At 75.4% G+C, this 14,351-nt stretch carries 12 protein-coding genes and 2 pseudogenes; 10 read left to right on the top strand and 4 right to left on the bottom strand.

Translation table 11 applies throughout. The features are described from left to right. Positions 1-38 precede the first annotated feature (38 nt). The 3 genes from DQ238_RS02645 to DQ238_RS02655 are packed head-to-tail and all read left to right on the top strand — an operon-like array spanning position 39 to position 3,462. Positions 39-815, top strand: coding sequence for an IclR family transcriptional regulator (locus DQ238_RS02645; RefSeq protein WP_113779756.1), 777 nt, complete (start codon positions 39-41; stop codon positions 813-815). 50 nt (positions 816-865) lie between these two features. After that, positions 866-2,035, top strand: a complete 1,170-nt coding sequence (locus tag DQ238_RS02650) for a 4-hydroxybenzoate 3-monooxygenase (RefSeq protein WP_113779757.1) — start codon at positions 866-868, stop codon at positions 2,033-2,035. Beyond that, on the top strand, positions 2,032-3,462 hold the full coding sequence (locus DQ238_RS02655) for an MFS transporter (protein WP_113779758.1): 1,431 nt from the start codon (positions 2,032-2,034) through the stop codon (positions 3,460-3,462). Before DQ238_RS02650 ends, DQ238_RS02655 begins: the two co-directional genes overlap by 4 nt. A gap of 113 nt (positions 3,463-3,575) precedes the next feature. Here the strand turns inward: DQ238_RS02655 and DQ238_RS02660 are convergent, their stop codons facing one another. Then, positions 3,576-4,403 carry a hypothetical protein gene (locus tag DQ238_RS02660; RefSeq protein WP_113779759.1) on the bottom strand — a complete coding sequence of 276 codons (828 nt, stop codon included), beginning with the start codon at positions 4,401-4,403 and terminating at the stop codon, positions 3,576-3,578. 133 nt (positions 4,404-4,536) lie between these two features. On the opposite strand from DQ238_RS02660, the gene DQ238_RS02665 reads away from it, so the two are divergent. From DQ238_RS02665 to DQ238_RS02685, 5 genes are all read left to right on the top strand, one after another. After that, a complete protein-coding gene (locus DQ238_RS02665) occupies positions 4,537-5,712 on the top strand; it encodes an acyl-CoA dehydrogenase family protein (RefSeq protein WP_113779760.1) in 1,176 nt (391 codons plus the stop codon). A 7-nt stretch (positions 5,713-5,719) separates the two neighbouring features. Continuing rightward, on the top strand, positions 5,720-6,886 hold the full coding sequence (locus DQ238_RS02670) for an acyl-CoA dehydrogenase family protein (protein WP_113779761.1): 1,167 nt from the start codon (positions 5,720-5,722) through the stop codon (positions 6,884-6,886). 298 nt (positions 6,887-7,184) lie between these two features. After that, the gene (locus DQ238_RS02675) at positions 7,185-8,726 is read left to right on the top strand and encodes a Re/Si-specific NAD(P)(+) transhydrogenase subunit alpha (protein ID WP_370447501.1); all 1,542 of its coding nucleotides are present in this window, start codon (positions 7,185-7,187) and stop codon (positions 8,724-8,726) included. A gap of 5 nt (positions 8,727-8,731) precedes the next feature. Further along, the gene (gene pntB, locus DQ238_RS02680; protein ID WP_113779762.1) at positions 8,732-10,138 is read left to right on the top strand and encodes a Re/Si-specific NAD(P)(+) transhydrogenase subunit beta; all 1,407 of its coding nucleotides are present in this window, start codon (positions 8,732-8,734) and stop codon (positions 10,136-10,138) included. A 79-nt stretch (positions 10,139-10,217) separates the two neighbouring features. Further along, entirely contained in the window at positions 10,218-10,676 is a 459-nt protein-coding gene (locus DQ238_RS02685; RefSeq protein ID WP_113779763.1) for a hypothetical protein, read from the top strand. Between the two features lie 279 nt (positions 10,677-10,955). On the opposite strand, the gene DQ238_RS02690 is transcribed toward DQ238_RS02685, so the two are convergent. After that, positions 10,956-11,498 (bottom strand): GXWXG domain-containing protein, encoded by a 543-nt coding sequence (locus DQ238_RS02690; RefSeq protein ID WP_113779764.1) that lies wholly within the window; start codon positions 11,496-11,498, stop codon positions 10,956-10,958. Then, complete coding sequence (locus DQ238_RS02695) at positions 11,495-12,478, bottom strand: pentapeptide repeat-containing protein (protein WP_113779765.1); 984 nt, start codon at positions 12,476-12,478, stop codon at positions 11,495-11,497. The genes DQ238_RS02690 and DQ238_RS02695 overlap by 4 nt, the downstream gene beginning before the upstream one ends. 48 nt (positions 12,479-12,526) lie before the next feature. Between DQ238_RS02695 and DQ238_RS02700 the strand changes: the two genes are divergently transcribed. After that, positions 12,527-12,910: a VOC family protein gene (locus DQ238_RS02700; protein WP_113779766.1), complete on the top strand. Its 384-nt coding sequence runs from the start codon at positions 12,527-12,529 to the stop codon at positions 12,908-12,910. A gap of 556 nt (positions 12,911-13,466) precedes the next feature. Continuing rightward, positions 13,467-13,673 (top strand): annotated as a pseudogene (locus DQ238_RS23465) (DUF2784 family protein); the annotation flags it as partial. Between the two features lie 219 nt (positions 13,674-13,892). Here the strand turns inward: DQ238_RS23465 and DQ238_RS02715 are convergent. Continuing rightward, a pseudogene (locus tag DQ238_RS02715) lies at positions 13,893-14,351 on the bottom strand (DUF72 domain-containing protein); the annotation flags it as partial.

The following is a 14,351-nucleotide window of genomic DNA, read 5'->3' on the forward strand; positions in this document are numbered from 1 at the left end:
CGCCGCCCGTCCGTCCCCGGGCAGCAGGAGGCTCGGCGGTGGCCGGTGGCAGCGCGACGTCCGGACGGTCGGTCACCGCGCGTGCGCTGGCGGTGCTCGACTCGTTCGACAGCACCTCCCCCCGGCTGTCGCTGTCGGAGATCGCCCTGCGTTCCGGGACGCCGCTGTCGACCGCCCACCGCCTCCTGGGCGAGCTGACCGCCTGGGGGGCGCTGCACCGGCGGCCCGACGGGCGCTACGAGATCGGCCGCAAGCTCTGGGACCTCGGCCTGCTCGCCCCGGTCCAGCTCGAGCTGCGGCAGGTGGCCGCCCCGTTCCTGCTGGACGTGCACACGGCGACCCGGGACACCGTGCACCTCGCCGTCCGGGACGGGCGCTCGGCGCTCTACGTCGAGCGGATCTCCGGCCGCGAGTCGGTGCCGGTGGTCAGCCAGGTGGGCAGCCGGCTGCCGCTGCACGCCACCGGGGTCGGCAAGGTGTTGCTCGCCGCGGCACCCGAGGACGTGGTGGACGCCGTCCTGCGCACGCTGACCCGGGAGACCCGGCACACCGTCGTCGAACCCGCGCGGCTGCGCCGGGAGCTGGGCGAGGTCCGCCGGCGCGGGTACGCGCGCACCGCCGAGGAGATGTCGCTGGGGACCCTGTCGGTCGCCGTCCCGATCCGCGCGGAGCGACCCGGGGGGCCCGCCGTCGTCGCCGCCCTGGGCATCGTCGTCCCGAGCCACCGGCGCGACCCGACCCGGCTGGTGCCGGTGCTGGAGGTGGCGGCGCGGGGGGTCGGGCGGGAGCTGTCGCGGGGCCGGTCCTTCCGCTGAGCGGGAGCCGGCGGTTCCCAGCCGCGCGTACCGGCGGTCACACTCTGCTGGTGCGCACACAGGTGGGGATCATCGGCGCCGGCCCGGCCGGCCTGCTCCTGTCGCGGCTGCTCGCCCTGGCGGGGATCGACTCGGTCGTCCTGGAGAACCGGTCGCGGGAGTACGTCGAGGCCCGCATCCGCGCCGGCATCCTCGAGCAGTCCACCGTCGACACCCTGACCGCCGCCGGCGTGGGGATGCGGCTGCAGCGCGAGGGGCTGGAGCACTCCGGCATCCACCTGCAGTACCCCGGCACCCGGCACAAGCTCGACTTCCCGTCGCTGTGCGGCCGCACCGTGTGGGTCTACGGGCAGACCGAGGTCACCAAGGACCTCATCGCCGCCCAGCTGGACGGCGGCCCGCCGCTGCTGTTCTGCGTCTCCGACGTGCGCCTCGAGGACGTCGACGGCGACGCCCCGCGGATCCGCTTCACCGACGCGTCCGGCACCCCGCAGGTGCTCGAGTGCGACGCCGTGGCCGGCACCGACGGCTTCCACGGGGTCTCCCGGCCGGTGGTGCAGGCCGCCGGCGGGCGGGTGCGGGAGCGCACCTACCCCTACGCGTGGCTGGGCATCCTGGCCGACGCCGCCCCCGCGACCGACGAGCTGATCTACGCCTGGCACCCCGAGGGCTTCGCGCTGTACTCGATGCGCTCGCCGTCGGTGTCGCGGCTGTACCTGCAGGTCGACCCGGCCGAGCAGATCGAGGACTGGTCCGACGAGCGGATCTGGGACGGGTTGGAGACCCGGTTCGCGCACGAGGGCTGGTCGGTCAACCGGGGCGCGGTGACCGAGAAGTCGATCCTGCCGATGCGCTCGTTCGTCAGCACCCCGATGCGCCGCGGCCGGCTGTTCCTGGCCGGGGACGCCGCGCACATCGTCCCGCCGACCGGCGCCAAGGGCCTCAACCTCGCCGTCGCCGACGTCACCCTGCTGGCGCAGGCGCTGGTGCGGCTGCTGCAGGAGAAGGAGACCGACCTGGTCGACTCCTACTCCGACCGCGCGCTGGCCCGGGTGTGGCGGTGCACCCACTTCTCCTGGTTCATGACCTCGATGCTGCACCGCTCCGGGGACGACTTCGACGCCGAGCTGCAGCTGTCCCAGCTGCGCCGGATCTGCTCGTCCGACACCGCCGCCCGCGAGCTGGCGGAGAACTACACCGGCCTGCCGCTCGACCGGTGACCGGACCCGCTGCCCCGCGGCGGAGGACGGCGTCGCGGGCGCTGGTCCCGGTCCTGCTGTCCACGGGCGTGGTCGTCGCCGCGATCAGCAGCCTGGGTGCGCCGCTGGTGCCGGCCATCGCCGCCGCGAACGGCGTCTCGCTGCCCGACGCGCAGTGGGCGCTGACCGTCACCCTCCTCGTCGGCGCGGTCGCCACGCCGGTGCTGGGCCGGCTGGGCGACGGTCCGCGCCGGCGCGCCGTCGTCCTCACCGTGCTCGGAGTGGTGGTCGCCGGCAGCGTGCTGGCCGCCCTGCCGCTGGGCCTGGGCTGGCTGATCACCGGGCGGGGCCTGCAGGGCCTCGGCCTGGGGCTGACCCCGGTGGCCATCGCGATCGCCCGCGACGCGCTGCCCGGGCCGCGCGCCCGGGCGACGCAGGCCGCCCTGTCGATCATGGTGGCCGCCGGCGTCGGCGTGGGCTACCCGCTCGCCGGGCTGGTCGCCGGAGCCGGCGGCGTGCACGCGGCCTTCTGGGCCGGCGCCGCGGTCAGCGGCGCGGCCCTGGCCGCGGCCGCGCTCGTGCTGCCGCCCTCCCCCGCGGTGCCGGCCCGGCGGCTGGACGTCGTCGGCGCCCTGCTGCTCGGCACCGGCCTGGCCGCCGGCGTGCTGGCGCTCAGCGAGGCCGAGGTGCTCGGCTGGACCTCACCGCGGCTGGCCCTGCTGGCGGGGGTGTGCGTCGCCGCCCTGGCCGCCTGGGTGGCCTGGGCGCTGCGCACGCCGTCGCCCGTGGTGGACCTCCGGCTGGCCCGCGGGCGGACGGCGGGGACCGCGCACAGCGCGGCCCTGCTCGTCGGGCTGGCCAACTACCTGCTCCTCTCGTCGGTCCCGCTGCTGGCCCAGACGCCGACCTCCACCGGCTACGGCGCGGGCGCGTCGATCGGAGTCGCCGGGCTGGTGCTGCTGCCCTTCTCGGTGGCCAGCGTGCTGGCCGGCCGGCTGGCCCGGCTGCTGGCCGACCGCGCCGGCATCCGCGCCGTGGTGCCGGTCGGCGCGGTCGTCATCGCCGCGGCGCACGCGCTGTACGCGCTCACCGGCGGCGGCCTGTGGCAGCTGTGCGTGGTCATGACGGTCGCCGGCCTGGGGGTCGGGGCCGCGTTCGCGGCGCTGCCGGCGCTGGTCGTGTCGGCGGTGCCGGCCGGCGAGACCGGCAGCGCCATGAGCCTCAACCAGGTGCTGCGCTACGTGGGCTTCGCGGTCGGCAGCGCGACGACCGCCACGGTGCTCGAGGCGGCGACCCCGCCCGGTGCGGGCTACCCGGTCGCCGGCGGCTACGCCGTCATCGGGCTGATCGGCTGCGCCATCGGCCTGCTCACCGCGGCCGTCACCTGGGTGCTGCCGGCCCGAGCGCCGACGGCGCCGACGACCGAACCGGCGTCCTCGGGCCGCTGACGCGCGGCGGCCGACGGCGACCAGCGCGAGCCGGCGTCCCGGCCGGCAGACCCACGGGGCTCGGCACGCGCCGTTGCACCGATCGTGCCCCCTGACGGGTGAGCAGGAGCGGTTCAGCGGCCGGCGTCGAGCAGGGTCAGCACGGCCTCCGCCGTCCCCGGTGCGAGCGGCAGGTGCGGCAGCACGCCGGGCAGCTCCTCGGGCTCGATCCCCTCGGCCAGCAGAGCGCGCAACAGCCGGTCGGCGTCCGACGGCGCCACCGGCTGCTCCAGGCCCCCGGCCGACAGCGCCGCCCGGGCGAGGAAGACCGCGCCCGACGCGTCCGGGTCCTCGGCAGCGGCCGGAGCCGGCGGCGGTGCGGCCTCCCGGTTCAGCGCCTCGGCCGTCCGCACCAGCGACAGCGGCAGCCCCTCCGCCTCGACCTCCAGCAGCGGGACGTCGGCCAGCGCGGCCAGCACCAGGTGCTCGGCCTCGGTGCGCAGCGGCGCCTCCCACTCCCCGGCGCGGAGCACGCCGACCAGGTCGCGGCCGTCCTCCCCCAGGTCGTCGAGCAGCTCGGCCCACTCCGCGCGACGGGTGGCCCGGGCCCGCTCGGCGGCGAGCACGCAGGTGGCCAGCACGAACGGTTCCAGCACCTCCTGGTCGAACCGGTCGGCGTACACGACCCCGTCGGCGTCCACCGCGTTGAGGACGTCGCGGAAGCTGCCCGGCCGGGCGTCGCCGAGGTCGAGCCGCCCGTCCTCCTCGCCGGACAGCGCCTGTCCGCGGGCCACCCGGTCGCCGTTGGTGCCGCCGGTCGCCACCAGCCGGCCACGGCGGCGTTCCACGTGCGGCCGGTCGGAGATGCCGACGCTCCACGCGCAGGCCTCGGCGATCAGGGCGGGCAGCCGCTCGCGCAGCACGTCCCGGGTGAGCTGCCCCATCCAGTCGACGTCGAACACGCCCCCGACCGTGCCCAGCGCACGCCGGAGCACGCCCGGGAGGGCAGATCTACCGGCCGGTAGCAAGTGTGGGATCGTCGGGGTCCCAACCTGCGAGACGGCCGCTCCACGGAGCCGTCGAGAGAGAGGTCCGATGCGGTTGCAGCTGTCCCCGGAGCTTTCGGCCTTCCGGGAGGAGATGCGGACGTTCTTCACCACCGAGGTACCCCAGGACATCCGCGACACGGTCGCGGCCCGGCGGCACCTGTCCAGGGACGACTACGTCCGGAGCCAGCGCATCCTCAACGCCGCCGGGCTGGCCGTGCCGCACTGGCCGGTGGAGTGGGGCGGCCGGGACTGGACGCCGCTGCAGCGGCACATCTGGCGCGAGGAGATGCAGCTGGCCTGCGTGCCCGAGCCGCTGGCCTTCAACACCAGCATGATCGGCCCGGTGCTCGCGGCCTTCGGCAGCCAGGAGCAGAAGGAGCGGTTCCTTCCCGCCACGGCGAACATCGACATCTGGTGGTGCCAGGGCTTCTCCGAGCCCGACGCCGGCTCCGACCTGGCGTCCCTGCGCACCACCGCCGTCCGGGACGGCGACGACTGGGTGGTCAACGGCCAGAAGACCTGGACGACGCTCGGCCAGTACGCCGACTGGATCTTCTGCCTGGTCCGCACCGACCCGCTCGCGGAGAAGAAACAGCGCGGCATCTCGATGCTGGTCTTCCCCATGGACTCCCCCGGGGTCACGCTGCGCCCGATCGAGCTCATCGACGGCAGCCGGGAGGTCAACGAGGTCTTCTTCGAGGACGTGCGCGTGCCGAGCGAGTTCCTCGTCGGCGAGGAGAACCGCGGCTGGGACTACGCGAAGTTCCTGCTCGGCAACGAGCGGGTGGGCATCGCGCGCATCGGCTTCACCAAGCGGCTGCTGGCCCAGGCCAAGGGGTACGCCCAGGAGGTCACCGTGGCGGGGCGCCCGCTGGCGGAGGACCCGCGGATGGCCGCGCGCATCGCCGAGGTGGAGAACGAGCTGGTCGCGCTGGAGCTCACCGCGCTGCGCGTGGTCGCCCACTCCGCCGACGGCCGGCCGCACCCGGCGTCGTCGGTGCTCAAGCTGCGCGGCTCGGAGCTGCAGCAGGCCGCCACCGAGCTGGTCGTCGACATCGCCGGCCCGCTCTCGGTCACCTCGTTCGCCGACGGCGGCTCCGAGGTCCCCGAGTGGGCCCGGGTGGCCACGCCGGAGTACCTCAACTACCGCAAGGTCTCCATCTACGGAGGCAGCAACGAGGTGCAGCGCACCATCATCGCCGGCACGATCCTGGGGCTGTGAGGTAACCGTGGACTTCACCTTCGACAGCGAGCAGAACGACCTCCGGGAGGCCGTGCGCGGCCTGCTGGAGCGGTCCTACGGCGACGGCGAGCAGCGCCGCAAGGTCGCCGCCTCCGACCCCGGGTTCGACGAGGAGACCTGGGCCCGGATGGCCGAGATGGGCCTGCTCGGGCTGCCCTTCGCCGAGGAGCACGGCGGCATGGGCGCCGGCCCGATCGAGGTGGCGGTCGTGGCCGAGGAGATCGGCCGGGTGCTCGCGCCCGAGCCGTTCGTCGAGGCGGTCGTGCTGGCCGGCGGGCTGGTCGCCGCCGTCGGCACCGACGAGCAGAAGAGCGAGGTCCTGGCCGGCATCGCCGAGGGGACGACGCTCGCCGCGTTCGCGCACGCCGAGCCCGGCACCCGGTGGAGCCCGTCGGCGTCCGCCGTCACCGCCACTCCGTCACCGAACGACAGGGACGGCGACGGCTGGCGGTTGACCGGGACCAAGGAGCCCGTCCCCAACGGCGCTCGGGCCGACGTCCTGGTGGTCTCCGCCGTCGTCGACGGCGGGACGGCGCTGTTCCTCGTCCGCGGCGACGCCGAGGGCCTGACCCGCACCGGCTACCGCACCTCCGACGGCGGCCGGGCGGCGCACGTCCGCTTCGACGGCACCCCCGCCGAGGTGCTCGGCGCGGACGCCGGCGACCGGACGGCGGACGTCGAGCGGGCGCAGGCGCTCGCCCGGATCGCCTACGCCGCCGAGGCGATCGGCGTCATGGACACCGCGCTGCGGACCACCGCCGAGTACCTCAAGACCCGCAGGCAGTTCGGCGTCACCCTCAGCCGGTTCCAGGCGCTGACCTTCCGCGCCGCGGACATGTACGTCTCGCTGGAACTGGCCCGCAGCACCGCGCTGTGGGCGAGCATGGTCGCCGACGCCGGCGGGGACGTCGTCGCCGCGGCCGACCGCGCCCGGTTGCAGACCAGCCGCGCCGGGCGGCACATCGGCAAGGAGGCCATCCAGCTGCACGGCGGCATCGGCGTCACCGCCGAGTACACCGTCGGCCACCACACCAGCCGGCTCACCGCGATCGACCACCTGCTCGGCGACGGCGACTGGGCGGCCGACCGGCTCGCGCGCACCGTCACCCGCTACGAGACGGTCGACCCGCTCGGCGCTCCCTACACCGGCTGAAGGACCCCGTCCTGCCCACCCTTCGCACGCTCGCGGCGGGACCCTGGCCCCCTTGCAGGGTCCCGCCGCTGGCCCCGTCCCGAGGCTCATCCCGAGCTTGCGAGGGGTGAGAGGACGGGGTCCTTCCCCGGTGCCCTGCAGGGGGCCGAGCGGCCGGCGTCCCCTCGGGACGCCGGCCGCCTCGTGTGTGGATCGCCGCACAGCCGGTGCCCGGGTGGTGGTGCAGATCACGGGGTTCGGCATCATACGGGGACCCCGCGTCCGACCGCCGAAGAACGGAGCCGCCGTGCTCATCGGAGTGCCCAGGGAGACCCGCCCCGGCGAGACGCGGGTGGCGGCCACCCCGGCCACCGTCCGCCAGTTGCTCGCCCTCGGCTACGGGGTCGTGGTCGAGTCGGGCGCCGGAGCGGCCAGCAGCTTCCCCGACGAGGCCTACGCCGAGGCCGGCGCGCGGGTGGGCAGCGGCGACGAGGCCTGGGGCGCCGACGTCGTCCTGCACGTGGCCAAGCCGACCGACGGCGAGATCCGGCGACTCCGCGGGGGCGCGGTCCTGGTGAGCACGCTCGCGCCCGCCCTCGACCCCGGCGTCGTGGAGACCCTCGCCGACCGGCGGGTCACCGCGCTGGCGATGGACGCCGTCCCGCGGATCTCCCGAGCGCAGTCGCTGGACGTGCTGTCCTCCATGGCCAACATCGCCGGCTACCGGGCGGTGATCGAGGCTGCGCACGCCTTCGGCCGGCTGTTCACCGGCCAGGTGACCGCCGCCGGCAAGGTGCCCCCCGCGAAGGTGCTCGTCGTCGGCGCGGGCGTCGCCGGCCTGGCTGCGATCGGGGCGGCGAGCAGCCTCGGGGCGATCGTGCGGGCCACCGACGTCCGCCCCGAGGTCGCCGAGCAGATCGCCTCGATGGGCGGGGAGTACGTCGGCGTCCCGGCCTCGCCTTCCGACGGCACGGAGCAGCAGGGCGGCGGCACCGGCTACGCGAGCGTGACCTCCGCGGACTACGACCGGCGGGCCGCGGCGATGTACGCCGAGCAGGCCCGCGACGTCGACATCGTCATCACCACCGCGCTCATCCCCGGCCGCCCGGCGCCGCGGCTGATCACCGAGGAGATGGTGGCCAGCATGCGACCGGGCAGCGTGGTCGTGGACATGGCGGCCGCGCAGGACGGCAACGTGGCCGGCTCGGTGCCCGACGAGGTGGTGGTCACCCCGGGCGGGGTCACGATCGTCGGCTACACCGACCTGCCCGGCCGGCTGCCCGGCCAGGCCTCGCAGCTGTTCGGCACGAACCTGGTCAACCTGCTCAAGCTGCTCACCCCGGGCAAGGACGGCCGGCTCGTCCTCGACCTCGACGACGTCGTGCAGCGGTCGATGACCGTCGTCCGGGACGGCGAGGTCCTGTGGCCACCTCCTCCGGTGCAGGTGTCGGCGGCACCGGCTGCCGCGCCCGCCCCGCGCCCGGCCGCCGCCGCGCCGGCGACGAGGCCGGCGCGCTCCCCCGTCCGCACCTCCGCCCTGGTCGGCGCCGCCGCCGTGCTGCTGTTCCTGCTGACCGCCCTCTCGCCCAACCAGCTGATCGGCAACCTCACCGTCTTCGCCCTGGCGGTCGTCGTCGGCTTCTACGTCATCGGGTCGGTGCACCACGCGCTGCACACCCCGCTGATGAGCGTGACCAACGCGATCTCCGGGATCATCCTGGTCGGCGCCCTGCTGCAGATCGGCCACACCAGCACGCTGGTGACCGTGCTGGCGACGGTCGCGGTGCTGGTGGCCAGCATCAACGTCTTCGGCGGGTTCGCCGTGACCCGCCGCATGCTCGGCATGTTCTCGAGGAGCTGACGACGGTGACCGCTGCCTCCGCCGCCGCCGCGGCCTACATCGTCGCCGGTCTGCTGTTCGTGCTGAGCCTGGCCGGGCTGTCCCGGCACGAGACCGCCAAGACCGGCAACGCCTACGGCATCGCCGGCATGGCGATCGCGCTGGCCGCCACCATCGGGCTGGCCGCCCGCAGCCTCGAGGCCGCTGCCGTCGGGCTCATCGTGGTCGCCATGGCCGCCGGTGGGGCCATCGGGCTGTGGCGGGCCCGCCGGGTCGAGATGACCGGCATGCCGGAGCTGATCGCGGTCCTGCACAGCTTCGTCGGCCTGGCCGCCGTCCTCGTCGGCTGGAACGGCTACCTGTCGGTGGAGCGGGCCGGCGCGGCCCAGACCGAGGTGCCCGCCGGCCTGCTCGGCATCCACTCCGCCGAGGTGGTCATCGGGGTGTTCATCGGCGCGGTGACCTTCACCGGCTCGATCGTCGCCTTCCTCAAGCTCTCGGCGCGGATCAAGAGCAGCCCGCTCATGCTGCCCGGCCGCAACTGGCTCAACGTCGGTGTGCTGGTCGCCTTCGCCGCGCTCACCGTCGCCTTCGTCCTCTCCCCGAACCTCGGCGTGCTCGCCGTCGTCACGGTGCTGGCCCTGGCCCTGGGCTGGCACCTGGTCGCCTCGATCGGCGGTGGCGACATGCCGGTGGTCGTGTCGATGCTCAACAGCTACTCCGGGTGGGCGGCCGCGGCGTCGGGTTTCCTGCTCGACAACGACCTGCTGATCATCACCGGTGCCCTGGTCGGTTCGTCGGGCGCCTACCTCTCCTGGATCATGTGCCGGGCGATGAACCGCTCGTTCCTGTCGGTCATCGCCGGCGGGTTCGGCACCGAGGGCAGCACGGCGGCGGGCACCGCGGACGGCGAGCACACCGAGATCAGCCCGGAGGAGGCCGCCGACCTGTTGCGCACCGCCCGGTCGGTGGTCATCACGCCGGGCTACGGCATGGCCGTCGCGCATGCCCAGTACCCGGTCGCCGAGCTGACCCGCCAGCTCACCGACAAGGGCGTGCAGGTGCGCTTCGGCATCCACCCGGTCGCCGGCCGGCTGCCCGGCCACATGAACGTGCTGCTGGCCGAGGCCAAGGTGCCCTACGACGTCGTCCTGGAGATGGACGAGATCAACGACGACTTCGCCGGCACCGACGTCGTCCTGGTGATCGGCGCCAACGACACGGTCAACCCCGCCGCGCTCGAGGACCCGGGCAGCCCGATCGCCGGCATGCCGGTGCTGCAGGTGTGGGAGGCCGAGCACGTCGTCGTCTTCAAGCGGTCGATGAACACCGGCTACGCCGGGGTGCAGAACCCGCTGTTCTTCCGGGACAACACCCGGATGCTCTTCGGCGACGCCCGCGAGCGGGTCGAGGACATCATCAAGGCGCTCTGAGATCAAGGCGCTGTGAGATCAAGGCGCTGTGAGCGCACCGCCGGTTGCGGGGACGGCCCGGGTCGCCCACGGTTTCCCCGTGGACCCCTTCCGCGGCCTGGGCATGCCGCGCATCCCCGGCCTGTCCGAGCTGCTCGCGCAGCTGCAGGCGCAGACCGAGGCGCTGGCGCAGCTGCCGCGGACGCTCACCGACCTCAACAGCGCCGTCCGCGAGCTGATCGCCGCCACCAGGGTGGCGACCGAGACGATCACCTCGGCACAGCGCACCGCCGAGCGCCTCGAGGGGCTGGTCGAGGAGCTGGAGGAGCCGGTGCGGGCGCTGCGGCCCGGGCTGGAGCGGGTGGGCCGGGTGCTGGACGACCCGGCGATCGACACGGTGCCCGACACGCTGCGGACCATCGCCGACGACCTGCTGCCGCTGGTGCACGCCCTGCGGCAGGCCACCGCCCGGCTCGGCACCGTCTCCGGGACGGTCACCGGGATCCTGCGCCGCCATGCGCCCGGGAACAAGGGCCGGCCGGAGGACGACGTCCTCTGACGCACCGCAGCCGCACGGCCAGGGTGCGCCAGACGGGAACGACCCGGACGAGATCGTCGAGTCCTGCGAAGTCATCGTTCTGCGAAGTCATCGCCGTTGCGGGTGCAGAGGTCCAGTCCGTGGGCGTGTGCGGTGGCCGCGATCAGCAGGTCGGCCAGCCGGCTCCACGGCGTCGATCACCGTCGCGTCGTGCGCAGTTCCCGCTGCGCGATGACCTCCACCGCGGACGTCACCGTAGCAACCTGTGCTACAGGTGCGACGATCGAGCGGCGACGCGCCTCACCGGTCGCGCGCCAGCACGAAGGCGAACGGCTCGGGCAGGCCGCGCATGTCCATGAGGCCGAGCAGCACGTCCGGGTCGACCTGCCGGAAGACGTCGACGATCGGCAGCCGGTCGTAGAGCAGCGCCGTGGTGACGACGCCGCGGTGCTCGACCGGCCGCAGCCGGCCCCCGGGCCGGCGGGTGCGCAGCAGCGGCCGGACCACGGTGAACGCGGCGCGGGCGGGCCGGCTGCGGGCCAGCGCCGGGGCCCGGCGCAGCACGGTCAGCGGTGCCGGCGCGGGGTCGACCGGGCGGGGCCGGCCGGCCCGGTCGCAGAACAGCAGCGGGTGCACCGTCTCGGCGTCCACCACCTCCTTGCCCCACCAGCGGTACGCCGGCAGCAGCCCGTCCAGCCGGGACCCGGTGGGCAGCTCGGTGCCCCGCCAGCGGCCGACGAGGGTGTCCGGCCCGACGGCGGGCAGCCGGTCGAAGAACGCCAGGACGTCGACCGGCGCGGCGCCGCCCCGGTGCCGGTCGAGCCAGCGCAGCGCCTCGGTCACCGCCGCTCCCAGTGCACCGGGTGCTCCAGGCCGGCCGGCAGTCGGGTGGCCGCGTCCCCGCGGGCGGCGGCCACCTGCGGGCGGGTGAGGAACAGCGCACCGGACAGGTCGGCGCCGCGCAGGTCCGCCGCCCGCAGGTCGGCGCCCAGCAGGTCGGCCGCGCGCAGGTCCGCGTCGCGCAGGTCGGCGCCGATGAGGTAGGCCCCGCGCAGGCTCACCCCGCGCAGGTCCGCGCGGCGCAGGTCGGCGCCCACCAGGTCGGCGCCCCGCTGCTGAAGGGCCCCGTCCTCCTCACCGGGGAAGGACCCCGTCCTCCCCACCCTTCGCGAGCTCAGGGTGGGACCCGGGACGGGGCCGCGGCGAGCCTCTGGACGGGGCCTGCCCAGGCCGGGGCCGCGGCGGGCCCCTGCAGGGGGCCGCCTGCGGACGGTGGCCCGCGCCCGCTCGCTGACCTCCGCCAGCAGCGCCCCGGCCTCGGCGCGCAGGGCGGCGGGATCGACGGCGGCCAGCTCGTCGGCGCCGGCGGCGGTGAGCCGCACGGTGCGCTCCCGGGCGGCGGTGAGCTCCCGGTGCAGCGGCGCGGCCGCCGGCAGGGCCAGCGCCTCGGTGAGGTACCAGAGCAGCTCGTGCAGCTGCCGCTGCACGCCGAACGCCGCGAACACCCGGTCGGCCAGCTCGGGCGACTCGCGCCAGTCCCGCCCGCCGAAGGTGACCTGCACCGTCTGCTGGCCGGCACCGAAGCAGTCGAACACCGTGCAGCCGGGAAAGCCGCGCTCGCGCAGCTCGGCGTGGATGCCGCAGCGGGAGTCGGGCTGCAGGTGCGGGCACGCCCGCCCGGCCGGCTTGTCGATGGCGAAGTCCGCCGACGCGGCGAAGGCCGGCGCCACGCAGCACAGCCCCGCGCATCGGGCGCAGTCCGCGCGCAGGTGCGCCCGGGGGTCGGCGGCGGCGGGTACGGCTCCTCCGCGGCGCTGGGCCATCGCCGTTCTCCTCTCGCCTGGGATGGGTCGCCTGCCGATGATGCCGGGGTGGACGTGCTGAGCAGCCGGGTGCTGGTGACGCCGCTCGACCCCGCGCGGTCGCAGGCCTTCTACCGCGACGTCCTGGGGCTCGCGGTCTACCGGGAGTTCGGCCCACCGGAGCACCCCGGGGTGGTGTTCTTCCTCGGCAACGGCCTGCTGGAGGTCTCCGGCCGCGGCGACCAGCCGCCGCGCGGGATGGCGCTGTGGGTGCAGGTGCGCGACGCCGCCGCCGAGTACGCGCGGCTGCGCGCGGCCGGGGTGAGCCTGCTGCGCGAGCCGCGGACCGAGCCGTGGGGGCTGGTCGAGGCGTGGGTGGCCGACCCCGACGGGGTCCGGATCGTGCTGGTCGAGGTGCCGCCCGACCACCCGCTGCGCCGCGACCGCCGCTGAACGCGCGGTCGGGCAGCCGGACCGGTCAGAGGGTGGGGTCGGCCGGCTTCGGCTGGGAGCGCTCGGACGGCGTCCCGCGCACGAAGTCGCCCACCGACTCCTCCAGCCGCGCCCAGGTGGTGCTCCACTCGACCAGCGGGTCGAGGATCCGCTCGAAGACGGCCAGCTGCTCGTCGAAGGCCTGCAGCTGGGCCGTCATCGCCTGGATCTGCGTGCGCTGGCCGCGCACCGCCCGGTCGATCGCCCGCAGCTGGGCCGCCGACAGCGCCCCGGGCGGCGAGGGCAGCCGCGGCAGCGAGAAGGGCACCGCACCGGCGGCCCCGCTGGCCAGCCCGCGGGCGCGGTCGGTGAAGGCTCGCAACTGGCTGACGAACTCCTCGACCGACCGGCTGACCAGGTTGCCGGAGCCCGGTTCGCGGCCGCCGTCGTCGTGCTCGCTCATGCCCCCAGTGTCCCGTCCGCCGGCTCCCGGCGCGCCCTCATCGCGTACCACGCTGGGGGCGTGTTCTGGGCGCACGCCGTCGCGGTGGTGCACGGCCTCGCCGTCGTCCTCGTGGTGGCCGGCGCGCCGCTGGCGCTGCGGGTGCCGCGGCTGCTGCTGGTGCACGTCCCGGTGGCCGCGGCGGTCCTCGCCGTGAACCTCGCCGGGGCGCCCTGCCCGCTCACCGAGTTCGAGCTGGCGCTGCGCGAGCACGCCGGCGCCGCGCCGTACACCGGCGGCTTCCTGGGCCACTACGCGCTGGCCCCGCTCGGCCTGGACGTGGGCAGCCCGGCGGTGCAGGCAGGCATCCACACGGTGGTGCTCGTGCCGAACGCCGCCGGGTACGGGCTGCTCGCCGCCCGGGCGGTCCGCCGCCGTCAGCAGCCGAGCAGCGCGCGCAGGGTGTCGGCGTTGCGGACGGCGTGGCCGCGCCCGTCGTTGTTGAAGTACGCGTACACGTCGCGGCCGGAACCGGACGCAGTAGGCCGCGCCGTGCCGCTCGAGCAGCGCGAAGACGCCCTCGTCGTGCCAGCTGGGGTGGCGGAACTCGACCGCGACCCGCATCCAGTCCGGCAGCAGGCCGAGGAAGGAGTCGAGCCGGGCGTCGTCGCGCTCCTGGGTGGGGACCAGCTGCGCCAGCAGCACCGCCCGCTTCTCGCCCAGCTCGTGCCAGCACTCGGTGAGCCGGCCGACCCAGGTCTCCGGCGCGTGCAGCCGCTTGGCGTGGGTCAGGCCGCGGGGCGCCTTGACCGACAGCTGGAAGCCCGGGGGCAGCCGGCGCCGCCAGCCGGCGGAGGTCGCCGTCCGGGGCCAGCGGTAGAAGCTGGCGCCCCGCTCGACGGTGCCGAAGCGCTGCACGTAGTGCGCCAGCCGGTCGCGGGGCGGGGTGCCGGGCGGGTAGAGGACGCCGTCCCAGCGGTCGTAGCTCCAGCCGGACGTGCCGACGTGGACCGCTCCCAC

The organism is Geodermatophilus sp. TF02-6, assembly GCF_003319115.1.
Taxonomy (GTDB): Bacteria; Actinomycetota; Actinomycetes; order Mycobacteriales; family Geodermatophilaceae; genus Geodermatophilus.